General features: G+C 54.0%; 21 protein-coding genes. 13 read left to right on the forward strand and 8 right to left on the reverse strand.

From position 1 onward, the window contains the following. The first annotated feature begins 11 nt into the window (after positions 1-11). From MY069_RS14135 to MY069_RS14155, 5 genes are all read left to right on the forward strand, one after another. Positions 12-1,640 (forward strand): sodium:solute symporter family transporter, encoded by a 1,629-nt coding sequence (locus MY069_RS14135; RefSeq protein ID WP_482794430.1) that lies wholly within the window; start codon positions 12-14, stop codon positions 1,638-1,640. A gap of 77 nt (positions 1,641-1,717) precedes the next feature. Continuing rightward, positions 1,718-3,016 carry a histidinol dehydrogenase gene (gene hisD / locus MY069_RS14140; protein ID WP_482794431.1) on the forward strand — a complete coding sequence of 433 codons (1,299 nt, stop codon included), beginning with the start codon at positions 1,718-1,720 and terminating at the stop codon, positions 3,014-3,016. Then, positions 2,982-4,052, forward strand: a complete 1,071-nt coding sequence (locus tag MY069_RS14145) for a LacI family DNA-binding transcriptional regulator (RefSeq protein ID WP_482794432.1) — start codon at positions 2,982-2,984, stop codon at positions 4,050-4,052. The genes hisD and MY069_RS14145 overlap by 35 nt, the downstream gene beginning before the upstream one ends. A 37-nt stretch (positions 4,053-4,089) precedes the next feature. Beyond that, entirely contained in the window at positions 4,090-5,244 is a 1,155-nt protein-coding gene (locus MY069_RS14150) for a cobalamin-independent methionine synthase II family protein (protein WP_482794433.1), read from the forward strand. Continuing rightward, entirely contained in the window at positions 5,241-5,993 is a 753-nt protein-coding gene (locus tag MY069_RS14155) for an HpcH/HpaI aldolase family protein (protein WP_482794434.1), read from the forward strand. The genes MY069_RS14150 and MY069_RS14155 overlap by 4 nt, the downstream gene beginning before the upstream one ends. On the opposite strand, the gene MY069_RS14160 is transcribed toward MY069_RS14155, so the two are convergent. Genes MY069_RS14160 through MY069_RS14185 form a run of 6 tightly spaced genes read right to left on the reverse strand, consistent with a single transcriptional unit; the run spans position 5,990 to position 11,524 of the window. After that, entirely contained in the window at positions 5,990-6,880 is an 891-nt protein-coding gene (locus MY069_RS14160) for an amidohydrolase family protein (protein WP_482794435.1), read from the reverse strand. The genes MY069_RS14155 and MY069_RS14160 overlap by 4 nt on opposite strands. Continuing rightward, the gene (locus MY069_RS14165; protein WP_482794436.1) at positions 6,873-7,940 is read right to left on the reverse strand and encodes an ester cyclase; all 1,068 of its coding nucleotides are present in this window, start codon (positions 7,938-7,940) and stop codon (positions 6,873-6,875) included. Before MY069_RS14165 ends, MY069_RS14160 begins: the two co-directional genes overlap by 8 nt. Before the next feature lie 8 nt (positions 7,941-7,948). Beyond that, positions 7,949-8,674, reverse strand: coding sequence for an SDR family NAD(P)-dependent oxidoreductase (locus tag MY069_RS14170; protein ID WP_482794437.1), 726 nt, complete (start codon positions 8,672-8,674; stop codon positions 7,949-7,951). Continuing rightward, positions 8,671-9,663, reverse strand: a complete 993-nt coding sequence (locus MY069_RS14175) for a cupin domain-containing protein (protein ID WP_482794438.1) — start codon at positions 9,661-9,663, stop codon at positions 8,671-8,673. Before MY069_RS14175 ends, MY069_RS14170 begins: the two co-directional genes overlap by 4 nt. Positions 9,664-9,712: 49 nt before the next feature. Further along, positions 9,713-10,468: an alpha/beta fold hydrolase gene (locus MY069_RS14180; RefSeq protein WP_482794439.1), complete on the reverse strand. Its 756-nt coding sequence runs from the start codon at positions 10,466-10,468 to the stop codon at positions 9,713-9,715. Between the two features lie 42 nt (positions 10,469-10,510). After that, complete coding sequence (locus MY069_RS14185) at positions 10,511-11,524, reverse strand: nuclear transport factor 2 family protein (protein ID WP_482794440.1); 1,014 nt, start codon at positions 11,522-11,524, stop codon at positions 10,511-10,513. Positions 11,525-11,662: 138 nt separating this feature from the next. On the opposite strand from MY069_RS14185, the gene MY069_RS14190 reads away from it, so the two are divergent. Both MY069_RS14190 and MY069_RS14195 read left to right on the forward strand, forming a co-directional pair. Further along, positions 11,663-12,700, forward strand: coding sequence for an ester cyclase (locus MY069_RS14190; protein ID WP_482794441.1), 1,038 nt, complete (start codon positions 11,663-11,665; stop codon positions 12,698-12,700). A gap of 518 nt (positions 12,701-13,218) precedes the next feature. Further along, on the forward strand, positions 13,219-13,548 hold the full coding sequence (locus MY069_RS14195) for a hypothetical protein (protein ID WP_482794442.1): 330 nt from the start codon (positions 13,219-13,221) through the stop codon (positions 13,546-13,548). On the opposite strand, the gene MY069_RS14200 is transcribed toward MY069_RS14195, so the two are convergent. Next, complete coding sequence (locus tag MY069_RS14200; protein WP_482794443.1) at positions 13,497-14,657, reverse strand: IS30 family transposase; 1,161 nt, start codon at positions 14,655-14,657, stop codon at positions 13,497-13,499. The genes MY069_RS14195 and MY069_RS14200 overlap by 52 nt on opposite strands. Before the next feature lie 190 nt (positions 14,658-14,847). On the opposite strand from MY069_RS14200, the gene MY069_RS14205 reads away from it, so the two are divergent. The 6 genes from MY069_RS14205 (at position 14,848) to MY069_RS14230 (ending at position 21,634) form a co-directional block, all read left to right on the forward strand. After that, complete coding sequence (locus MY069_RS14205; protein WP_482794444.1) at positions 14,848-17,136, forward strand: hypothetical protein; 2,289 nt, start codon at positions 14,848-14,850, stop codon at positions 17,134-17,136. A 218-nt stretch (positions 17,137-17,354) separates the two neighbouring features. Next, positions 17,355-18,560 carry an SAVED domain-containing protein gene (locus MY069_RS14210; protein WP_482794445.1) on the forward strand — a complete coding sequence of 402 codons (1,206 nt, stop codon included), beginning with the start codon at positions 17,355-17,357 and terminating at the stop codon, positions 18,558-18,560. Beyond that, positions 18,561-19,460: a nucleotidyltransferase family protein gene (locus MY069_RS14215; protein WP_482794446.1), complete on the forward strand. Its 900-nt coding sequence runs from the start codon at positions 18,561-18,563 to the stop codon at positions 19,458-19,460. It abuts the gene before it with no gap. After that, entirely contained in the window at positions 19,429-20,154 is a 726-nt protein-coding gene (locus MY069_RS14220; RefSeq protein ID WP_482794447.1) for a hypothetical protein, read from the forward strand. The genes MY069_RS14215 and MY069_RS14220 overlap by 32 nt, the downstream gene beginning before the upstream one ends. A 463-nt stretch (positions 20,155-20,617) precedes the next feature. Then, on the forward strand, positions 20,618-21,196 hold the full coding sequence (locus tag MY069_RS14225; protein WP_482794448.1) for a TetR/AcrR family transcriptional regulator: 579 nt from the start codon (positions 20,618-20,620) through the stop codon (positions 21,194-21,196). Positions 21,197-21,352: 156 nt separating this feature from the next. Beyond that, positions 21,353-21,634, forward strand: a complete 282-nt coding sequence (locus MY069_RS14230) for a hypothetical protein (protein WP_482794449.1) — start codon at positions 21,353-21,355, stop codon at positions 21,632-21,634. Between the two features lie 65 nt (positions 21,635-21,699). Here the strand turns inward: MY069_RS14230 and MY069_RS14235 are convergent, their stop codons facing one another. After that, the gene (locus MY069_RS14235; RefSeq protein WP_482794450.1) at positions 21,700-22,671 is read right to left on the reverse strand and encodes a sensor histidine kinase; all 972 of its coding nucleotides are present in this window, start codon (positions 22,669-22,671) and stop codon (positions 21,700-21,702) included. Between the last annotated feature and the right edge of the window lie 390 nt (positions 22,672-23,061).

Raw genomic sequence — 23,061 nt, forward strand, 5'->3', positions numbered from 1 at the left:
GTCTGATTAGCATGGAATTTGGCGCACTGAATTGGTCGATTGTTGCGGCCTATCTGATCGGCAACCTGTTTCTCGGTTACATGATGAGCCGCAAGGTCAAGACTGCTGCGGATTATCAGATTGGCGACCGTTCTGCACCCTGGTGGGCAATCGGTATCTCGGTGGTTGCGACTTATGTCAGCGCCTTGTCCTTCCTTGGCGGGCCCGCTTGGGCATACGGGGACGGCATGGCGGCGCTCGCTATTCATATCAATTATCCGCTCGTCATTTTTGTAGTCGTCGTTCTGTTTTTGCCCTTTTTCTACAATAGCGGTGTCGCATCGATCTATGAGTATCTCGAGCAGAGATTTGGCGTAGCGTCGCGAACGGTCATGTCCGCGATCTTCCTTCTGACCCAAACCATAACCACTGCCTCGATCCTCACCGCGACAGCGGTCGTGATCACATTTGCGACGGGTATCGATGTCAGCATCGCGATCATCGGCATGACGTTCGTTGTGTTGGTCTATACAATGATGGGCGGCATGAACGCGGTGATTTGGACGGACGTGTTGCAGGGTGTCATCCTGTTTGTGGGAGCAGGGATTGTGCTGTGGGGTTTGCTTGGAGAGGTGAGCCCACTGTCCGGCGCGCTCGAGTCTTTGGCCACGGATGGCAAGCTCAATCCGATCCGGACGGAGCTAGATTTCTCCGTCGCGCCGACGGTTTGGGCAGGTGTCTTGGCGATGACACTGTTTCACATCACCGTCTACGGCACCAATCAGATGATGGTCCAACGTGCGCTTGCCGCGAAAACGCTTGGAGATGCCAAGAAATCCTATCTGATGATGGGATTCGCAGCCTTCTTCATCTACTTCTTGTTCTTCTTCATCGGTGCCTTGCTCTATGTGCACTTCAAAGGCGAACCTTTCGATCAGCCGAACGAAATTATTCTCGTATTTGCGCAGTCTTTGGCGATTCCGGGTCTGATGGGTATTCTCGCGGCGGCCGTCCTTTCAGCCTCTATGTCGAGCCTGTCATCAGCGCTCAATTCTCTCGCTACAATCTCAGTGACCGACTTCTATCAGCGCTTTTTCAGAAAAGAGGCCAGTACCGCGCATTTCCTGGGCGCATCTCGTATCTTCACGATTGTTTGGGCAGCACTCGCCGTTCCAGTCGCTTTTGCCTTTATCAATAGTGGCGGGTCGATCCTGGAGCGCTTGAGCCAAGTTGCGTCTTATTTTGTCGGGGCGAAGCTCGCCATGTTTGGACTCGGTTTCTTGTCGAAACACACGACGGAACGCGGCCTGCTGGTCGGGGTCGTCGCGGGGTTTGTGGGGCTCTATGCGATCGTTGCAGGCGTCCCGTTATTCGGTCTCGAGCCCGCCAATGTCGCCTGGCCTTGGTATGTGGTGATTGGGGGTGTGATCAATATCGCGGTGTCATGGACAGCGAGCATCCTGCTGGATGGGTTTCAGACCGATTGGCACGAGCAAACAGTGATCGGTCAAATCCGCCGTTTCAAAGAGCAGGGCTTGGCTGAAAAACAGGACGGTTGGTATTTGGTGCCCGGTCGGATCGACCAAATCGCCTGGTATTTGTTGGGATTCTTCGCTGTCATCATTCTATTTCTGGCCTGGTTTGGAACGCTTGGCGGATAAGCGCTCTGAACGTAAACTTTTCAATTTGCATTCGAATGCAAAAATGCTAGAGAACGCTCCATATTAAGGAGATAGCTATGGCTCGTTGGCTCAAAGAGGGGATTGATCCCGACATCAAACAAAAGGCCGATGCGCAAGTGCGCAAAACGGTTGAGGACATCCTGGAGGATATTGATGCGCGTGGCGACGCAGCGGTCCGCGATCTGTCCGAAAAGTTCGATAAGTGGAGCCCTGAAAGCTACCGGCTGTCGCGCGAGGAAATTGATGCTTGCTATGAAGAGCTAGACGAGCAAGCGATCAGCGATATCCGATTTGCCCAAGAGCAAGTTCGAAACTTCGCCCAGATCCAGAAAGATTCGTTGCGTGATGTTGAAGTTGAGACCCTTCCCGGGGTCACGCTCGGCCACAAGAATGTGCCGGTTAACTCGGTCGGTTGTTATATTCCAGGCGGCAAATATCCGCTTATCGCATCTGCGCATATGAGTGTCGTCACGGCGAAAGTTGCTGGCGTGCCGCGCATCATTGCGACGGCGCCGCCATTCGAAGGCCGGCCGCATCCAGCCATTGTCGTTGCCATGGATATGGCGGGCGCTGATGAGATATACTCGCTTGGCGGTGTGCAAGGCATTGGCGCCATGGCAATCGGGACTGAGACGATTGCACCCGTCGACATGATTGTTGGGCCTGGCAATGCCTTTGTCGCGGAAGCGAAGCGGCAATTGTTTGGCCGAGTCGGCATCGATTTGTTTGCGGGACCGACAGAGACGCTGATCATCGCTGACGAAACTGTCGACGAAGATTTCTGCGCCGCTGACCTGTTAGGGCAGGCAGAGCACGGCCCGACATCACCGGCAATCTTGCTCACCAATTCCGAAGGCCTCGCCGAGCGAACGATGGAAGCTGTCGAGCGTCAGTTGAAATGGCTGCCAACCGCTGATGTCGCGGGCGAAGCCTGGCGAGAATATGGACAAGTCATCGTCTGTGACTCTTACGAAGAAATGGTCGAAGTGGCCGACGAGATTGCGTCTGAGCATGTCCAGGTTATGACCGAAGACCCAGACTATTTCCTCGATAATATGACCAATTACGGTGCCTTGTTCCTGGGGCAGGAAACCAATGTTTCTTATGGCGATAAAGTCATCGGGACCAACCACACCCTGCCGACGATGAAGGCCGCCCGCTATACAGGTGGGCTTTGGGTTGGTAAGTTCATCAAGACCTGTACATTCCAACGCGCAACGCGGGAAGCATCTGTAATGGTTGGGGAATATTGCTCACGTCTTTGCGCTTTAGAAGGGTTTGCAGGTCACAAAGAACAGGCAGATATTCGTGTGAGACGCTATGGCCAACAACCCGAGCAAAAACAAACCGTCTGATTCCGATGACAATGTCATCCCGTTGATCAAAGGTCGGCGTGCGACGTCTTATGACGTCGCCCGACTGGCGGGTGTTTCGCAGTCGGCGGTGTCGCGGTGTTTTAAGCCGGGAGCGAGCATTTCTGGTAAGATGCGCGAACGGGTGATGAAAGCGGCGAAAGAGCTCGAATATCAGCCAAATGCGATTGCGCGCGGCCTGATCACTCAACGGTCTAATCTCGTCGCTGTGCTGGTTTCTGGACGGCTCAATCTTTATTATCCGGAAGTCTTGTTCAAGATCACCGAGCAGCTTTCCGCCGCTGGTCTGCGCGCCTTACTCTTCACCGTAGACAATGAAGAAGACACCGAAATGGTGATTGAGCAGGCTTGGCAATTCCAAGTCGATGGGGTGATTTCCGCCTCTCACATGTCGCAGGATCAATATAAGATTCTTGAGAAACGACAGATCCCTGTTGTGTTCTTCAATCGCTATTTTGCCGACCATCCGAATACGGTTGTATATTGCGACCCCGCCGAGCAGGTGAATGAGCTTGTCGAACAATTGCAAACGTTGGGGCACCGCACAGCTGCGATTGTCACAGGGCCATCAGAAAACATGGTTAGCCGCGAACGTATCAAGCTCGTAGAAGAAAGTTTGACCCGATCCGGCATTGAAATTGTTGCCCAGGCTCAAGGCGATTTTACCTATGAAAGCGGTGCGGCCGGACTCCAGGAGATCAAAGCTCAATCCAAACTGATGCCGAGTCTGGTGATTTGCATCAACGATATGATGGCCATGGGTTGCATGGATGAAGCGCAAGCCGTGCTCGGATTGTCTGTGCCGCGAGAACTCTCAATTATCGGATTTGACGGCATCGGGATGGGGCAGTTTGCGAGCTATGAATTGACGACAATTCGCCAGCCAATTGGCCGGATGGCGGAAGCGGCGGTGAAGATGATTACTGATCGCGTTGAGCGGCCTGATCAATCGCATGAAAAACGCGTCTTTGAAGGCGCGGTTATTCCCGGCGGATCTATTGCTCGCGCGCCCACATAAGCGTATGACTTCGAATGCATATTCGGAGTGAAACGCGATGGAAACGAGCCAGGATCGAATTCTAACCACCCATGTTGGAAGCTTGCCGAGATCAAAACAGGTGACTGATCTCGTGTTCGCGCACGAAGCGGGTGAAGCGGTCGATGAGCAGACCTTTGAATCCGTCATTTCTAGCGCTGTCGCAGACACCGTTGCACGCCAAAGACAATCATCCGTCGATGTTGTGAGCGATGGTGAGATGAGTAAAATCTCCTACGCCACCTATATCAAGGATCGCATCACTGGCTTTGACGGCGACAGTCCCCGTCGTGCGCCTGCAGACCTCGAAGCGTTTCCAGGCTTTCTTGAGCGGCAGGCCAAGGGCGGGGGCACGCCGACCTATCGGCGACCGAAATGCGTCGGTGAGATCAAAGTCAAAAGCATGGCGCCGCTGGAAGCTGACTTAAAACATTTCTCGGCGGCCCTTGATGGTGCGGGGCACAGCGATAGCTTTATGAATGCGGCGAGCCCGGGCGTAATTGCGTTGTTTCAACCAAATGAGCATTACGCCACCCAAGATGAGTATCTTGAAGCCTTGGCGGAAGCCATGCGACCGGAATACGAGGCGATTGTAGGGGCAGGGCATATCCTTCAACTCGACACGCCTGATCTCGGCCTCGGGCGACACATGATGTTCAAGGACAAGCCGCTTGAGGATTATCACCGGCTTGCGAGTCAGCATGTTGAAGTGCTCAACCATGCGCTGCGCAATGTGCCAGGTGATCGTGTTCGGATGCACATTTGCTGGGGCAATTATGAAGGGCCACACCATTGTGATGCGCCCATGGATGAAGTGCTGCCGGTGGCATTGAAAGCCAAACCGCAAGCTCTGTTATTTGAGAATGCCAATCCGCGACACGGGCATGAATGGACGGCCTTCGCCGATGCGGAGCAGCGCGGTGAGCTCAAAGATAAAATCCTCATCCCTGGTGTCATCGACTCGACCACCAATTTCATCGAGCATCCAGAATTGGTGGCGCAGCGCATAGAGCGGTTCGCGGGCATTGTTGGAAAAGAGCGCGTGATCGCGGGGACCGATTGCGGGTTCTCAACCTTTGCCGGCTTCGGTGCGGTGGATGAAGATATTGTCTATGCCAAACTGAAAACTCTGGCCGACGGAGCGGAGCTCGCATCGGGTCGGCTTTGGTCATGACGCTCAAAGCGGATCTTCGCGCGCAGAAACCGCTGATCGGAACTTTTCTGAAGACGCCGTCGGCCATGCTGTGTGAGGTGCTCGGGCGCAGTGATCTCGATCTGGTGTGCCTTGATGCTGAACATTCGCCATTTGATCGCCGCGATATCAATGATTGCGTCTTGGCGCTGAACCATATCGGCAAACCCAGCTTGGTTCGCATTCCGGCGAACCGTCCTGAGCACATCTTGAATGCGCTAGATTGCGGCGCAACCGGCGTCTTGGTGCCGCATGTAATCACGGGCGAGGATGCGCGGGCGGTCGCCGCCAATGGACATTTCGGCACCGGCCGCGGCTATGCTGGCTCAACGCGGGCAGCGGGATATGGTGCCCGCAAAATGGCGGAACACAAATCCAAAAGCGCTGAGGAAACCGTTGTGGTCGCGCAGATCGAAGACGCCGAGGCTTTGGAGCATCTAGACGAGATGTTCGCGGTTGAAGCGATCGACGCATTCTTCATCGGCAGAGCTGATCTCTCCATCTCATTAGGCGCGGATGGGCCGAACGATCCAGCCGTGATCGAGGCGGTCGAGATGATTTGCGAGAAAGGAAAGGATGCAGGCGTTACGATCGGCATGTTCACCGCTAATCTCGAGGAACTGCCCAAATGGCGTGCGGCTGGGGCGAGCCTGTTTCTCCTCGGCTCCGATCACGGATTCATGTTGTCTGGGGCAGCCGATTTGACCGCGAAAGTTCGCCAGCATTTCTAAATTTGGTAGAAATCCTCAGCCACCGTCCGGAACATCAAATCCCGCTCTTCAGGTGAGTAGACCTCACAGATTTTGAGATAGGCACCCATCGTTTCCTCATAGCTCGCATAAAGCTTATCGACGGGGAAATTCGATCCGAATGCGCATCGCTCCGGCCCGAATATTTCGATCGCGCGGTGAACGAATGGCGCGATACTGTCCTGCGACCAACCATGATCAAACATTCCGAAGCCTGAAATCTTACAGATCAGGTTGGGCAGATCCGCTAGGGTCTGAAGGCCTTGTTTCCATTCGCTTAAACTGTCTGGATCGAAGGCGCTGAGGGAGCCGCAATGACACAGCGCAACCTTTAGGTCTGGGACTTGCGAAAACAGCGAAGCCGCGGCGGACATGAGCGGCGGAGTCAGTTGAAGGTCAAATGACAATCCCTTGTCGGCAAGTATCCGCAGACCGCTCTTAAAACGGGGATCACTCAACAATCCTGATGTGCCTGTCTTGCGGTCTTCTTCGGCGCTGCGTCCGATGATTTGTCTGATGCCGCGCACGGCCTCGTGAGCGGCATGCGCCTCGAGATCTTGCGAGACCGAGTCTTGCGTTAGATCACAAAAAGCGATGATCGCGGACGGCAAACCGTGTTGGGTCGATTGCTCCTGCAGCCATGCGGTTTCGGTCAGGCTGTCATCGACGCCGACTTGAATATGGACGGATTTTTTGACCGGCAAGGCGCCGAGATCTGCCTTAAGGTCTTCAACATGGTAATTCTTCTGAATCGGCGCGGGGTCACCAAAGAACCGAACAACGCCGCGTTCCGCCAGCCAAGTATGTCGGCACGCGTCTAAATCCCAGAGGTGGTGGTGCGCATCGACGATATAGGGAAGATCATCCACGCTCATATCTCGCGGTAGCAATTTGTCGGCGCAGGGCGATGTCATCCCAAATGGTCACTTGCTGGCGCACGCGGCCGTTCATGACCCTGAATTGGGTGACGCCCAGAATGTAAATCGGCGCATTGCTTGGCGCGCCATACCGACCGGCGCCCTCATGGGTTCCGGTCGCCGTCCAGCGGACAGAGACGTCTCGAGCCTCTCCGAGATATGGAATCTCAGCGACGTGATCGATGGCGATTTTTAGGTCTGGAAACGCCTTCAATAGCTCGGCGCACCAAGTGGCGATCTGGTCTGGTCCGTACAGGGAAACGTCGCCCGGATATTGCGCGTCTGCTCTGAAGTCATAATGCGACTGCAGCGCGCTTTCATCTGCGCCGGACAGACTGGCGCGAAGGGCATCGACTGCGACCTGTGATGCCGGCGCGAGCGGCGCTTTCCACGCATCTCCGTTTAGGGTGGCGGCGCGATTGTCTTCGTGAAACTCAATCAAGCTGAAGCCATTAATCTTGTCGGTTTGGGCTTGCTCTTTGGCGACGCGATCGGGTTCAAATCCGAGCTGCATGACGGCTGCGAGATTGTCCCGCACCAACCATTCTTCGATCACTTTGTTTTCTTTGCAGAGGCATTCGGCGATGGTTTGAATCCGGATCTGGCGGCCGGTTACCGGGCCAAACTCGCTTGGGCCCTCATTGGTCATTTTCGAAGTGATCAGGTGAGAGGAGTAAAACGTGCCATCGCCTTCATCTGACCAGATGACATTGTCAGCGTCGAGACGGCGATCTGGGAACGCCTTGAGCGTTGCCCATGTATTATCAACGACGGTCTGCGCGCCGCTAATGTCGCCCGCCATCGTATGTATCGCGCAGTCTACACCATACCAATCGAGGCATTTTTCTACGGCGCGATCGTGCCAGATCCGTTCGGTGATACGGATGATATAGTGAGGAAAATCCACGAACTCTTCGTCGAAACCCGGAAGCTCCATGCGCCGCTCTGGGCCCGGCGCCATCATGTCGGCGATGTCGGTTGTTGCGACATGGGTGATTGGTTTGCTGCTCATTGTGGTCCTTATTGCGCCGTCCAACCGCCATCAACGATGAGCGAATGGCCGGTGATCATTTTACCGGCAGGCCCGCACAGGTATAGCACGGCTTGGGCGATATCGTCGGTGCTAGCGACCGTGCCGAGCGGGATCATTCGCTTGACGAAGGCAGAGAAATCTGGGTCATCTAGCATAGGTTTGGTCATCGGTGTCTCGACGAAAGTTGGGGCCACAGAATTGACCCGTATACCGCGCGCAGCGAGCTCTACCGCCATGGCCTTGGTCAGGCCTTCGATCGCATGTTTGGTCATGCAGTATACGGTTCGGTTGGGCGATCCAACATGTCCCATTTGGGAGCTGATATGCACAATCCGTCCGCCGTCCGGCATCGATTTGAGGACCGCTCTGGAGACTCGATAGGTGGTGCGGACGTTCAGATCGAGCATCAAGTCGAGGTCTTCGTCAGTCACGTTATCCATAGGTTTCGGGATATTGGTGCCGACATTATTGACCAGGATATCGATCCGGTCTTGATCATGCAGAAAGCGCAAAAGTTCATCAGACGCCGCGTCGCCGGCCCATGGCGTGCACCGATCCGGACAAGCGGCGACAAGCTCATCCAGCGCATCGGATGGACGGGCAATTGGAATGATCTCCGCACCGGCGACATGCAGCATTTCGCATATCGCGCGGCCGATGCCGCGGCTGGCGCCAGTGATGACAGCGCGCTTTCCGAGAAGGGCTTGAGTCATGTCCACGTAATCGTCGGCGCCTCATCGCCGCCGCGAACGGCAACCAAGCGCGCAGCCTGATCATTAGCGTTGGTGAGGCTGCGATGTACGCCGGCTGGGAAGGTGACCGTGTCGCCAGCGGTTAGGATGGTTTTGTCATCATCCATCGCGATGATCACTTTGCCAGAATGAACGAAATAGACGTCTGCACTATCGAGGCGATGTGCTGGGATAGTGGCGCCCGGCGAGATCTCGATTTCGCTAAGCGTGAAGCCATGCAGCCAGTCAATCGGTTTGGGTCCGATCAATTTCGTCTCGGCAATGCCAGATAGGCTATTGAAGGCGCCAAAATTGGTACTCGCACCAGATCGAATGACACAAGCTTCCAGCTCGGCATCAGAGAATACATCCAGCGCTGCAATCTGGCTTTCACTGGTGACCGGCATCGGTGATTTTCCAGCTGGAATGGTTTCGCCCTTATTGGTGTCGATCAGCATGCCGTCTTCGAGCAGGATCAAGCCATAATCTTTCGCCATATCGAATACTGTCGGCGCCCATAAAACGCGACCTGGGTCATCGCCGCCCAACACAGCCCAAAGGTAGCCTGTGTCTTCGCCAATATTCGTAAAGCCTCGGAACACATTGGTCGGAATTGAGATCATATCGCCTGGCGCGAGGCAGATTTGTGCGTCATCAGCATGCTCACCAAGGTCGAATCGCCATTGGCCAGCATGGACGTAAAAAACTTCGACCGTGTCATGACTATGTTGGGAATTTGTACAATGAGGCGGCTGCCTGGCGCCGCCAATATTGAAGCCGTGCGGTTCGGCAATGTGGACATGCTGATTGGGATTTTCCGAGACCCCAGGGCCAATGATGGTGAAGTTTTCCTTCTTGTCCGATCCCGGAGTTCTCGTGTCGATGAACGCGTCTAAACATGGCGCTAGATCAGCGTATCGGACGATCCGATCTTCTATTCCCTGGCGGGTGCGCGCGATGGTCTCTGACATGGCTCATCATCCTTTTCTGAGCTTATGCATACTCAAATTGCATTCGAAGTCAATTTGCGTTTTTGACCAGTTTTAAAGTGCAGTTTCCGCTCTTTGTTGTATGCGCCGCCGGGCGCTCTAATAGGGCAAGCAGGGCCTTCGAGACGAGATCAGGTTGCTCCAAGGTCGAGATATGGCCGCAGGCGTCAATCACTTGGAGTTCGGCGTGGTCGATGCAGTCGGCAATTTCGCGATGACGATCAACCGGGCAGACCGTGTCATCGGCGCCAGCTAATAACAGGGTCGGGCAATGAATTTGGTCTACCAGATCCAAATATGAGCGCCGAATGGTCAAAGCCATTGTCTGCCGACAAAACACGTCCTCTCCCAAGCCTACGCCCATATTTTCGAGGATGCGGAGCCGACCCTCGGTGCGATTAGCCGGGGCCAGGTATTGCGGCTTAAGCTCTTCGCGCAGCACGAGATCAAGCTCGCCTGCTGCGACCCGGCCGAGCTGTTTCTTTCTCGCAGGGCCTGCAGCGTCAGCTCTCGCCGTAGTATTCAGGAGCGCCAGATGGGTTATCCGTTCCGGCGCTTGGCGATAGAGTTCCAGCGCGACTATTCCGCCCATCGATAGCCCGATCGCTGCAAATCTCTTGGGCGCCGATTTCAGAACTTGTTCCGCCATGCGTTCAATCGAACAGGCCTGGGTTAGATCTGCGAATAAACAGGCAACCCCAGCGCGCGAGAGGGTTTGCATCTGGGGCGCGAACAAGCGCTCGTCGCACATGAACCCGGGCAGGAAAATCGCAGACTTTTCAGGCATTTCAACTCATCCATTCGCGTCCGTGGGAGATGGCGGAACAGGCTATAAGCGGCGCAATTGCGCGAGCCGTTCAAGCACGTCCAATCCTTGTTGCTTTAAATAGAAGGGCAGGTCGATAAACACCCAATTCTCGGCGAGTTTGTCACCGTCGCGGCGATACACATCTACCACCCGCATGTCGCTTGAGGTCGCGGCAGCAGGCAAGCCAAGGAATCCGCCTGCATTTCGATTGCTCAAGTTCGACCAGCCAAAGAAGCCGCCATAACTGCCTTCGGCAATTCGGGCCACGTGGCCATTATAGGTTTTGTCGACGAGATTTAGCCGGAAGGGAAACTGGTGTTGTTCTTGGTAGCGCTCAATTGTGAAACTCGCGCCGATGCCGCACGGTCCGTACCAGGTCATGTCATCATGCCATGTGCGCGCCAGCAGATCGGGCGAGCATTTTTCGGCGTTGAGGTGATTGATGGAATCCAAGTCCGCAATCATCCGGTTGATCAAATCAATGGTCGCTTCTGTCTCGGCCTCGTCCTGTTGTTCAATGAGCCGCCCATCATGGGTGCGCGGGCCGGGATAAACAAAGTAAGTTCCGGTCATCGGGGGCAGGGGATAGACGCCCGCTTCATGCATCAGGCCGATGAGGTCAAAAAACAAAGCGCTCTCGACAATTGTGTCATCGCGGACGCACATGAACTCGGCATAGCGCAGGTGCGCCAGTCGTCCGGTATGGGGAATGTTCAACCAATCTGAATCAAACAGGCCGACAAAATGCCCCATGCTGCAGGTCCAGACGGTTTGCCCATGATCGACATCGTTCAACCCGCCAAAAAACACGTCCTCGCGGCGCTGTAGGCCTGTAAACGCTGTGCGCAAAGGCAGCCAGAATTCCGAAACCACGGAGTCGATCCCTGATTTCTCATAGAATGGGTGCATGCTGCGCCACGCAAATTCGCGGCTCAGAGCGTCGCAGCCAAGCGCGAGCAATTGCTCATTGGGTGCCGAATCGAACGCTTTCATGTGCGCTTGAACAACCGATTTAGCCTGTTGAATTGTCGTCATCTCACCCTCGTTCTGGCTTAGGTTTAGCGAAATTGACTTCGAATGCAATCCTGTTATCCATCGGATTTCAAGTTGCGCTAATCCACTAAATTTGAGTGTATTCGTCGCGACGCCCAATGCATCAGGACACCAATTGAAATGCAAGCCGCCGAATTGAAAGCGATCGTTAAACCCTTCCGCGTTGCCGCAGAAACCGCTGATGCCTCCAGCCTTGAGCAAAGCCTATCGAAACTGATTTCGCCGGACGCCCTTATTCACATGTGCCACCCATTTGGCACGTTCACCAGCCCCGCAGCCTTTATGGGCGACTGCTACAAGCCGCTGCTCAGCGCGTTTGCAGATCTAGAGCGCCGCGACATGATCGTCATGGCGGGGACCACGCCCGAGGGCCACGACTGGGTCGGCATGATGGGCAACTATATGGGCACGTTTACCGCGCCATTTCTCGACATTCCGCCCACAGGCCACCTGGCGCACATGCGATACCATGAGTTCTTTCGAATTGAACACGGACAAGTCGTTGAGGTGCAAGCGATCTGGGATATTCCGGAGCTGATGATGCAAGCGCGCGCTTGGCCCATGGCGCCGCAATTAGGCGCGTTTCTCTGTACGCCGGCGCCGATGAGCGGTGATGGGCGATCAATCAGCGGCGATGGGAGCGAGGCCTATCAACATGTCGTCAATATGCTCGAGGATCTTTGTAAATATCCAGCGGACCCAGACCCTGCCGTGATGAATCTGGGCGCTTATTGGCATCCGCGCTTCAATTGGTATGGCCCCGCGGGTATCGGAACCGGGCGCGGTATTTCAGGTTTCCGCAATTGGCACCAGATTCCGTTTCTACGCGCGATGCCGGATCGCAAACTCGATGCAATGGGAGAATTGATGTCGCATTGGGTCGGGGAGGGCGATTATGTCTGCGAGACGGGATGGCCAAATATGCGTTTGACGCTCTCTGACGACGGTTGGATGGGGATCGCGCCTGCAAATAAGGAAGTGCTCCTCCGCAGCTTGGATTTCTGGCGCCTGAAAGATGGACTGATCCGCGAAAATTGGGTTCTTGTGGATCTGCTCGACCTCTACGCGCAAGTCGGGGTCGATGTCCTCGGCCGCATGCGCGAATTCAATAAGGCAAGGAATTTGTCAGCGGTTTCGGTTCCGTCGGGACTGCAATGAGGACCGGACAAAGACAACGGGCTTAATGATCGGTCGAGCTGTAGCAAACCGCTAACATCGTGATAAAAGCTTAATCGCCGGATGATCACGCAGGGCGCGACCGAATGCAAAGCGAATCGGGAAGGTAAATGGTGGTTCGGGGGAGACTTGAACTCCCGACCTCACGATTATGAGTTGAATGCCGGAATACGAACCAAGAAAAATAAACAATAAAAACACATGCTTCATCATTCTTGGCGATCACAGGGTGTCACGCGAAACCGCATAAAATCGTGGTTTGCGTTACACTTGCGTTACATGATCGAACCTCACGATAACTGGTTGTGGGTGTGATTAGTTTGGGATTTCGGTGATCTACATCGCGCGACTATGGGTGCCGAAGTCTGATGCCATGCCATCTTGCAAAGATGTCGATTGGCGGCAACGCGAGCAAAAGCATGGGTAATCGGACGGACTGTTCGCCAGTCGAGCTCCTGATAGGTTCGCAGCATTGGGCTGCGGACATGAAGGAGAATACCATGAACGTGTTTATTGGATTGGATGTCTCACTGCGGTCAGTGGCGATGTGCGTGCTTAGTGCCGAAGGTGAATTGATCGAAGAGACCAACCTGGATTGCGAGGTCAAGGCGATCTCCAATCATGTTCGGTCCAAAGGCTATTCAGTCGAGCGGATTGGTTTTGAAGCTGGCACGATGAGCCAGGCTTTGTTCCATGGTTTAACAGCGGAGGACTTTGACGTGGTCTGCATGGAATCCCGCCAAGTCTCAGCAGCTATGTCTGCTATGCGAGAGTGGATTCACCCGGTCATTGCAACACAGGCATTTAATCGCTCAGCTGGGGTGTCATAGTCCAGCGTTTTTCTTGGACGCTCATTCATCTGTCTTGCGACAGCGTTGAGTTTAGCCTGCGAGTGGACCGACAGGTCCGTGCCTTTCGGGAAATATTGGCGCAGCAGCCGGTTGGTGTTCTCGTTCGATCCGCGCTGCCAGGGACTTTTCGGATCACAGAAATAGACCTGGATGTCAGTCGCCAGCGTGAAGCGCTTATGATCCGAGAGTTCCTTGCCGCGGTCCCAGGTCAGCGACTTGTAGAGTTCTTTTGGCAGCTTCTTTGATTGTTTGATCAGCGCTGCGATGACCGTCTCGGTGTCGCGACTATCAACCTTGGCCAGCATCAGATAGCGCGTGTGGCGTTCGACCAGCGTGACGATGTGACTGCCCTTTGAGCCAGCGATGAGATCCCCTTCCCAGTGACCTGGCACGGCGCGATCTTCCACAGCGGCCGGACGCTCACGGATTGAGATCATGTCCTTGATCTGCCCGAGGCCCGACTGGCGCAGGCTGGAGGCACGCGGCCGTCGCATCGAGCGGGGAGACCGTAAATATGCAATCAGCTCTTTCTTCAACGCGCCGCGGGCCTGCACAAACAGGCTTCGATAGATGGTCTCATGTGACACGCGTTTCGCCTCGTCTTCCGGATGCTGCTTTTTCAGCCAGCCTGCGATCTGCTGCGGTGACCATTGCTGGCGAAGCTTGGCAGAGACTGTCCGGCAAAGCACTTTGTTGCAAGCCAGTTTGTTGAGCTTGGGGCGCTGCGCGCGTGTCCAGGCGGCTGTATCTGCTTTGGTCGCGCGATAGGCCCTGCGGCCGCCATTGCGCATCACCTCCCGGCTGATCGTTGATGGCGCTCGCCCCAGATGTTTGGCAATGCACCGATACGATTGATCCGCCCCAAGACCGCGGGAGATTTCTTCCCGCTCTGAAAGACTCAAGGCCAGGGGTCCCCGCTTGCGTGGCTCTGGTCGAAATCCGCCGGTGCGAGAAATCAGCGGATGGATCGAAGAGGAGTCCCGCTCAAAGCCGCGCCCGATCGAGGACATCGACTCCCCGCGTTGCCAGCGATCCCAAATTTCTGCCTTTTGAGCCTCAGTAAAATATATTCGACGACGTCGTTTCATCGCTCCACTCCAGTTTTGAAATCAAACTAAAGTGTTGCAACGACCTGTTGAGCGCGCCGAGCAAAAGGAGACATCAGTTCAGCATTCCCTTAGCGCATTACCGTTGAAGCGAAGTTGATTTTTGTTACAATTTCGAAATGAAGTGCTAGACTAGAATCTATCAATAATTGTGGTGGGGAAGGTGCCGAGGATGAGTGATCGGCCGAGCAGAAAAAATCGAAACCAAAAGTCAGTTCCGAAATTTGTCTATATCGGGTTTTGCTTTCTCACAGTTCTATCGGCGCTCGCGGGGCTGGCCATTATCGGATGGCATGCCGTCGATGGTCAGGTGTTACCTACATTCCTCGAGTGGACGTTCGCACTGACCATCACGGTGCTAGGACTAATTGGGTTTCAACTTATTCGCATTGCTAGCATTTGGGGCCAACTAGGGCCAGCGATTCAAAAGCGGGAGCAGCGCAGAAACAACCTTGAGGCTACTCTCGTTAGACGAGGGTTCAGCGAGATTTTTGTCTATCTCATTTCTTGCCAGATTGCCGTAGTTGCGATCGTCTTTGTCGCTGTAAATGAAGGGCGTATCGGCGAAATCGATTTCTCAATCGCCGCTAACAACGATCCAATCAACACCGTCCAAGTTCACATCCTGCTGGGGTTAATGCTCGCGTCGTACATTCCAGCAATAATTGGAGCACTCCTAATCGCCCGAGCAGAAACTCGTAGACGAAGAATCAAACTGTTTCGATCCGATGTTGTGTCGCCGCTAACCTTCGCGATTGCAACGATCAGCGTACTAGCTATCGGCACGTTGGCGTGGGCTGCTGGAGGCCGGCTGTTCAAGATCGAAGATAATTTTGGAGTGTTTGTTACTATGCTCGTGATTGCGGCGTTTCTGGCGGTGATCACGGCGCCCCTTGTCGCCAAGTCTCTCCGAGACCGGCGCGAAGCCACAGCTTTGATTGCCGCTGAGGCGAAGGTCGCGGGAGTTCCCACTATCTCACCCGCGGCTTGGTATAGCTGGCTAGATTCAATTCTCGTTCGGCTCGTCGCTCCGCTGTCGGGTGCAACTCAGCAGCGAATGCCACACTTGTTTGTCATTCTCATAATCGTGCCATTGAGTGCGATGGGATACGCGTTGCCCAGCCCATTTGGATTGGTGCCGCTCGCATTCGCGATTGTCCTCGCAATTTCATTGGGTCGGCGATGGGCCTGGGTTGAAGCCGATCGTGAAACGGCGTCTCGCCTGGAACGTCAGAACACGCGCGAAATTCATATCGGGTTCGATAACGATTTGAAGGATGAGGCGTTGCTCGGTTACGCGATGCTCTTCATTCTTGTCCCCCTGTGTTTGTTTCAGCTTCAGGGTGTGACAGGCGCATTTGAGTATAATCCTGATCTCGCTTCCGGTAACGCGTTTATTGATTGGTCGCGCTTCTTCGGGGCAGAACTCGCCAAAGCTGTGCCCTTCGTGGATTGGTGGGAAGTCTATAACATCGACATCGAGCGACCTTACGAACCTAGCGACAGTTCATCATTGGGAATGCACCTTACTTTTGCCTCTCGAGCGGTTGTCGATCTGGTTCTGCTCGCCGCCTTATTACAGGCATTCGGCATCTGGCAACGCAATCGCGCGCAACGCCGTCTTTATGCGATCGGTCACCTGAACGCATTTGACCCTTTCACCGAAAGAGAATTTTTCGAAGAAGGGATGCGATCCGATGGGAATGGAGGATTCGAGCCCAGAGCCACGTTCGTTCGCAAAGTGCAAGAGCACTACGATAGATCTCGATCGCATCACCCGCAGGCGCTGCCTTACAGCCAGCAGCGTCTGAGCGAACTCGTCCATTCACCCAACCGAGAATTGCAAGCGGGTGCAAAGTGGATGGTTGAGCGATTTAAAGTCCTAGCCGGAGAACCGGATGAACAGCTCAATCAGATCCAAGATCAGATTTCGATCGCTCAACTTGAACGGATCGCGGGGAGCACGGACCCGGCAGACCGTGGAAGTCTCATAGACATTAAGTCGAACCTCGAACGTGTAATTCAAAAGCTCCAAGAGCAGCCAAAACTGGTTCGAGAAGCTGAAATCGGTCGGCTAACTGAGATATTGAAGGATATTAAACGGATTCCTGAGCTGGCGTTTGCTTACACGCTGATCCTCGAATTGCTCGGCAAGCGACCGCAGGAGCTAGCAGCACTAGTGCTCTCAGCACATGTGGTCCAGGACAGTCACACGCCATTCTTGCCTAATGTATCCGAACGATTGAAAACCAGATTTCCAATCCGTTTGAACCTATTTGCGAGCCATGTCGAACTTAGGTTCCGGGCGTATGATGCGATGCTCTCTCAGAAGAATTTAGATGGCGTTCCGGCAATCACTCGAAACACTATTGAGGAGGTTTGCCGGTTGATGACGAACCCCGATCACGGAGACAAATCCGAGAAGGGGCGTGAGCGAGCGTTGAGAGTCCTGAGCTCCTGACGACTTAGCTCCACCGGTGAGCGAGCATAAGCAGATACAACTCAGCTTAACTTCCGTAGGCGTCCCGCCCGCTGGCCGTTCGTTTGCTTGAGCGCAAGACGCGCTAAGCCCTATCAGGCCCAATAAGAACCAAACGTGAACTTTTTTCGGCCCCAAGTCTTGTGCCTGTAGATCATCGTTCCTACCTCATGTTGTGGTGTCCGCGAGGGAAAGTGCTGATGGAAAGTAAGCCAAACCACGCCGAAGCAACTCAGACTGAGCCTGTTGGGCCAGCAGCACCCTGCTTTACGCCTAAACGCGCCATCCCCGCAAAGACTAGCCAAATTCTATTCATCAGAGCCGGAGGACGCTGCGAACGTGAAGGTTGCAATGTTCGCCTATTTGAACACCATCTCTCCAAGCAGCCTGGCACCTACGCGGACCGTGCGCACATTGTTGCATTCTCCGAAAAAGGCCCGCGCGGCGATGATCCCGCGCGTCCTATCGACATCAACGATGTTGATAATCTCATGGCGCTTTGCAAGCCATGCCATAAGGAAATCGATGATCATCCGGAACGCTTCAGTACAGCCGCTCTAAAAGCCATGAAGGAGAAACATGAGCGCCGCGTCGACGCCCTGCTCGATGCCGCGCCCGATCTTGGCTCTCACCTTATCTCGTTCACGGCGCCGATCAGAGGGTATCGGGTTGAAATTCCCCGTAACGATATGTTCGAAGCCATATTGCCGCGTCACCCTTACGATGGCCGCGAAACCAGCATCGATCTCACAGCGCTCACGGGTCTCGGTGAGGAAGAAGACCTTCATTCTGTTGGGCGTCGGTTGATCGATCAACGCCTCGATCACGCCTATCGCCCGGGCGGGCCTGTAGAAGTGGCTGGGCGTGTTTCGCTATTCGCCATTGGCCCAATTCCCTTGCTTGCCTATTTGGGATCACGCCTTGGCGACAAAGTCCCGGTCGACCTTTATCAGCGTCATCGTGACACCGAAGACTGGTCATGGAAGCAGCAAGTCACCGGCAATGCCGTCGCTTACAAAATGACCTGCCTGGAAGATCGCGGCGCAGAGGCGCCTGTTGCAATCCTTATGTCGCTAAGCGGCAAAATCGCGCGAGAAACCCTGCCTGACGACATTTCAACCGGCTCCACGCTCTACGAGATTGAGCTTGCTGATGCCTCGCCCACTCCCACTTTTTTGAGCTCCGCTGACGACCTCGCAGCGTTTCGCCGCTTCTGGCATGACGCTCAATCCGAAATCGCTGCAAAACATGGCGATAATAAACCGCTCGCGCTGATGCCGGCAGTGCCGGCACCGATTGCTGTCAGTCTTGGAAAAGACCGACTGCCAAAGGCGCGAGCTCCCCTTCATGTATACGATAATGACGTGGCCAAGGGCGGGTTCACGTTTCAATTGGAGATTAGTTAAATGACCCGCACGTCAGACCTAAATACCCTTCTCAACGCGCAGCGAATTGCGCAGGAAAGCCGCGAAATGTGCGAGCTTCGGGATCACCGGGAGAATGTCGAAGCGACTATTCGCTCGGCGTTTCCCGGAGCCAACCCCACGATCCGATATGGTGGCTCCAAAGCCAAAGGGACAATGATCAAGGAAAGCTACGATCTGGATATCATCGTGTACGCTCAACATGACGACAACACCTTGGGAAACAGCCTTCCAGAGATCTATAATAACACTGCTCGGGCATTGGCCGGAGACTATTACATCCAGCCCAAAACCGCCGCCTTACGACTATTCGCCAAAAATGATGGCCAGCGAGGTGACCGCCTTTACATCGATGTTGTCCCAGGCCGTTTCGTCGATGATACGCGCGGCGATGCTTATCTCCATCAGAATGATGGACAGAAATCTCGCTTAAAAACCAATTTGCAAGTCCATATCGACCACATCAAATATAGCGGCGTGGTCGATGCCTTGAAGCTTGGCAAGCTCATGCGCGTCCGACACGATCTCGATATCAAGCAGTTTGCGCTCGATTTGCTAATCATTGAGCTTCTCAAGGGTAAGCGGTTCACCAGTCTGGACGGTCAGTTCACGCATATTCTGGAGCGGCTGGTGAAAGGTGCCAACTTGCCAGCGATCGAGGATCCCGCAAACCCAAGCGGCAATGATCTTTCTCACTTGCTCAGTTCAACGGTCTTGTCGGAGCTCAGAACCGTCGCGTCGACCATGCTGAACCAATCTGAAAAATATGGCTGGGGTGCAGCATTCGGTGAGGCACAGTTAACCGGACCAGCGCGCGTCGCGGTCATTACAAGTGCTGCAGAGAATGTAGATGCGCCGACACAGCCATGGGCCCAGAGATAAACCGAGACGCTGGTGGGTCGCCAAACCGGAAATCTATGACGAGGTCCAAACGGCGCTCGCGGCTCAGCCCTTTCTGAGACTTCAAGAGCGCGGCGATCACTTATTCGCCAAAGGTCGTTTCGTCGTTCGCGACAAAGGCGTTGATTTAGACAGTTTCACCCTGCGGGTTCACTTTCCGCCAAACTATCCATCCGGTCTTCCCGTCGTGGTGCTGATGGGTGATCGCATCCCCACGTCGCCTGACCGACACGTGAACACCGATCGCTCAGCTTGCCTTTATGTCCCAGAGGAGTGGCTTGCGCGCCGACCGGACAATCGCTTCGAAACGTTCCTCACTATTCCGGTCCGAAACTTTCTCCTGGGTCAGCTATACTATGAGAAACATGGCAGGTTTCCGCCAACCGGCGAGCGCGCCCACTATGGAGCTGGCCTGGTCGAAGCGTACGCCGATGTCCTTGGGGTCAGCGCCAAGATCAGGCCGCTTTATTATTGGCTGAGGATCCTTGCGAGCGCGAGCACAAAAGGCCATTGGCTTTGTCCGTGCCGGTCTGGAAAGATTATCAGGCACTGCTGCCGCAAAAAGGTTTCTGCAAAACAGGGAGCGACGCCGGTCTGGCTTGCCAAACGCATGAAGCGGCAAATCGAGAGCGAACTCACCAGAACGAAACGCGGGAAGTTCCGCGATGATGTTTAGCGCAGAACGCAAAACAACAATATTGAAGTTCGTCGTTTGTAATGTCCGCTTCTAGGAATGACGAGCCCAACCTTGGCAAGGTCAAAGGGAAGGCGCAAATCATTGCACGTAAAGTATACTCGAACTGTGTGTCGTTACCAACTGAAGCGTAACGTATTGGTTCTTTGCTATTTATCGTATGTCGTCGTGGAGAGTTCGTAGCCGAGTTGTGAGGTTCGAGGTCGGTATGCGTTAGTGATTTATTTTTCTGCGCTCTTAACTTGCTATCGATGCGCTATCCACTGGTGCAACCTCTATTTGGGATGCCCGGGATGTGGGGGGTGGCACTAATATTGATGAAGGCAATTGAGAACCCGATTGGGCAATCTGGTTTGATCGTTCAAACCACGGTTTTATAGCGGGCTGATTTACATCTAATCAGTGGTCAATTAACAATCCAATATTGCGAGCAATGGACGAAAAGATGCCCAAAGCGACCTATCACCACGGCGATTTAAAATCCGCTATTCTCGATGCGGCGGAGGATGTCCTTTGTGATCGCTCTCTGGATGCAATCTCGATGCGAGAGCTCGCGAGGACCGCAGGTGTTTCTCCTGGTGCACCATACCACCATTTTGGCGATCGTGCGGGCCTTGTTGTTGCATTGTGTCAAAGGGGTTTTTTGAGATTAGAAGCATTGTTGTCTGCGGCGAACGAAAAAAATGGGTTGCTGGGAATGGTGCGTGCCTATCTGGAATTCGCCCAAACTCATTCGGCTTTGTATCAATTGATGTTTTCGGCTGAAGCAACCGAAGGAGATCGTAAGACGCTTTTGCATCCGTTCGCGGCGCCAGTATTTGAGTTGCTTGCACAAGACATCGAGCAGAAATCTAGCGGAAGCGCCCCTCGCGGTTCCAACATCGCTGCCGTGTCAGTTTGGTGTTTCATGCACGGAGCTGCCAGTTTGAGCATCGGGCCGGCACTAGAAGGCCGACTTCAAGATACACGGCTCGATCATTTTGCGTTCGACACTCTAAAAATTCTAACAGGCATAACTGAGTAGCATATATTACATTTCGAAAAAATAAATTAACTGTATAGTTGATTGATCGAATTGTTTTATTTTATCTAAACTAATTTTGACTTGGAGTGTTTTTGCTCGGAAGGGGGTGGGGTGAAATTCATCTTAGTTAGAAGCGATGGGCGCAGGATTACTGAAATGACCCTGTCTGAGGTGGACTTGGAGCGTCTGCATGACGCCGGGGTTTTGACAACCGATCCGGAAGATTATCAGGATATGAAAGATATTTTTCTCGACCGCATTGATTATGGGCGTATGTACAAAGCGGCGACTTTAGCGATCGAAAACCGAGAGCTATTAGCGTCGGCTCGGATGTTCGATAATTTTAGGGTGTTGTTGCGCCGTGCGCTGAATCTGGAAGGTAGTACGATAGTCGTGACACCGTTTGACGATCTAATGGAGTCTCCAGATCCGGTCTGAACCGATTGCTTCGTTCAATCAGCGAGATGCGTGAAAGCGCTTCATGTTTCGAGCTGGTGTGCGCGCTAGTCCACAAGTCTTCGAAGGGTCAATTTTGCGAGCAGTCCGCCAGTCTCTTGGTTTTCAAGTGAGAGTTGGCCGTTATTGCGTAATGCAATTGCGCGCGCGATCGTCAAACCTAAGCCGTATCCACCTGTTTTTCGGTTTCGCGACTCATCAAGGCGCCTGAACGGTTTAAACACGGCAGAAAGCTGATGCTCTGGAATACCCGGTCCTTGGTCACGTACCAGAACTTCAATTTTGTCGCCATCTAACTGCATGCTCAATTCAACAGATGAACCATACCGAATTCCATTGTCGATCAAATTCCGTAGCAGGCGCCGAAGCTCAACGGGGCGAGCTTCACTCAGCGCGTATTCGAGATTGCCCAGCGTAATAGGTCTGCCAGCGCGCGCTTCATCCTCGTAAACTGCGTTAAGGAGCGATGAAACCTCAAGTCTACGCGGCGTTTCCGCGCTTGCTCCACCTCGGGCAGCTTCCAGAAGGGAGGAGCTCATGTGCTCCATGTCGTCGATCGTCTGAAGAATTTCGTTCTGAAGCGCAGGATCTGCGATAAATTCAGCACGTATTCTCAGCGATGTTAACGGTGTAAGCAGATCATGTGAGACGGAGTTGAGGATTTCATTTTGCTCTTTTAGTGTTTGGCTGGTTGAACGGGAGAAGCGATTGAACGTCTCGATCACATGCGTCGCGCGCCCTCGACTATGCACAGGTAAAACCACTGTGCTCTGATGCATATCGAGCGCCTTCAGTCCGGTATCAAGTGCATGTAAAGTTCGAGCAGAAGGCTTAGACACAAAATAGCTGGAGATGATCATCGTTAGACCGATGCCCAGGATCCAGGCGAACGGCCAAGGACTGTAACTTCCGCGAACGAGTTGAACGCTTCTCGCATTCAGCCAAAGATTGTTTTTTTCTTGCCCTAACAAAATTGAGAGTTCGACTTGGCCGGGTGGCTGAAGTGCGATTCCAGCCATCGGGTGTGTGTCTCGAATTTCGACCCTCTCAGCCAAATTCCCGCCCCGCAAACCTCCTTCCACGGAAGTTGCACCGTCAATTCTTGACAGCTGTAAAGAGCCCGGAAGCGCAGCCATCCCAAACGCGACCGTGTTTGAGTTGATGGGCGTACTATCTACACGAATACTTGCGGTATACCCTAGGCGGCTGAGCCGCCGAGATAGACGTTCAAACACCATCGAGTCAAAATCGTCCTCGGAAACGCTAGGCGAATCCGACAACCTTAGCTCGAGTCCAACCCTCGATAATGCGGAAACCAGCCGATCGAGCGCCTCTCGGTCAGCTGGTGCATTGTCCAGCTGCTGCAAGATTTGCGGAAGCTTAAGGTTGAGGTCTACGCCCCCAACGAA

This window comes from Hyphomonas sp. ske169 (assembly GCF_056850855.1).

Excerpts from the sequence above, each read along its gene's own strand:
- MY069_RS14135 (WP_482794430.1), top strand. The coding sequence starts at position 12 with ATGGAATTTGGCGCACTGAATTGGTCGATTGTTGCGGCCTATCTGATC.
- hisD (WP_482794431.1), top strand. The coding sequence starts at position 1,718 with ATGGCTCGTTGGCTCAAAGAGGGGATTGATCCCGACATCAAACAAAAG.
- MY069_RS14145 (WP_482794432.1), top strand. The coding sequence starts at position 2,982 with ATGGCCAACAACCCGAGCAAAAACAAACCGTCTGATTCCGATGACAAT.
- MY069_RS14150 (WP_482794433.1), top strand. The coding sequence starts at position 4,090 with ATGGAAACGAGCCAGGATCGAATTCTAACCACCCATGTTGGAAGCTTG.
- MY069_RS14155 (WP_482794434.1), top strand. The coding sequence starts at position 5,241 with ATGACGCTCAAAGCGGATCTTCGCGCGCAGAAACCGCTGATCGGAACT.
- MY069_RS14165 (WP_482794436.1), bottom strand. The coding sequence starts at position 7,940 with ATGAGCAGCAAACCAATCACCCATGTCGCAACAACCGACATCGCCGAC.
- MY069_RS14170 (WP_482794437.1), bottom strand. The coding sequence starts at position 8,674 with ATGACTCAAGCCCTTCTCGGAAAGCGCGCTGTCATCACTGGCGCCAGC.
- MY069_RS14175 (WP_482794438.1), bottom strand. The coding sequence starts at position 9,663 with ATGTCAGAGACCATCGCGCGCACCCGCCAGGGAATAGAAGATCGGATC.
- MY069_RS14180 (WP_482794439.1), bottom strand. The coding sequence starts at position 10,468 with ATGCCTGAAAAGTCTGCGATTTTCCTGCCCGGGTTCATGTGCGACGAG.
- MY069_RS14185 (WP_482794440.1), bottom strand. The coding sequence starts at position 11,524 with ATGACGACAATTCAACAGGCTAAATCGGTTGTTCAAGCGCACATGAAA.
- MY069_RS14190 (WP_482794441.1), top strand. The coding sequence starts at position 11,663 with ATGCAAGCCGCCGAATTGAAAGCGATCGTTAAACCCTTCCGCGTTGCC.
- MY069_RS14195 (WP_482794442.1), top strand. The coding sequence starts at position 13,219 with ATGAACGTGTTTATTGGATTGGATGTCTCACTGCGGTCAGTGGCGATG.
- MY069_RS14200 (WP_482794443.1), bottom strand. The coding sequence starts at position 14,657 with ATGAAACGACGTCGTCGAATATATTTTACTGAGGCTCAAAAGGCAGAA.
- MY069_RS14205 (WP_482794444.1), top strand. The coding sequence starts at position 14,848 with ATGAGTGATCGGCCGAGCAGAAAAAATCGAAACCAAAAGTCAGTTCCG.
- MY069_RS14210 (WP_482794445.1), top strand. The coding sequence starts at position 17,355 with ATGGAAAGTAAGCCAAACCACGCCGAAGCAACTCAGACTGAGCCTGTT.
- MY069_RS14215 (WP_482794446.1), top strand. The coding sequence starts at position 18,561 with ATGACCCGCACGTCAGACCTAAATACCCTTCTCAACGCGCAGCGAATT.
- MY069_RS14220 (WP_482794447.1), top strand. The coding sequence starts at position 19,429 with ATGCGCCGACACAGCCATGGGCCCAGAGATAAACCGAGACGCTGGTGG.
- MY069_RS14225 (WP_482794448.1), top strand. The coding sequence starts at position 20,618 with ATGCCCAAAGCGACCTATCACCACGGCGATTTAAAATCCGCTATTCTC.
- MY069_RS14230 (WP_482794449.1), top strand. The coding sequence starts at position 21,353 with ATGACCCTGTCTGAGGTGGACTTGGAGCGTCTGCATGACGCCGGGGTT.
- MY069_RS14235 (WP_482794450.1), bottom strand. The coding sequence starts at position 22,671 with ATGGCTGGAATCGCACTTCAGCCACCCGGCCAAGTCGAACTCTCAATT.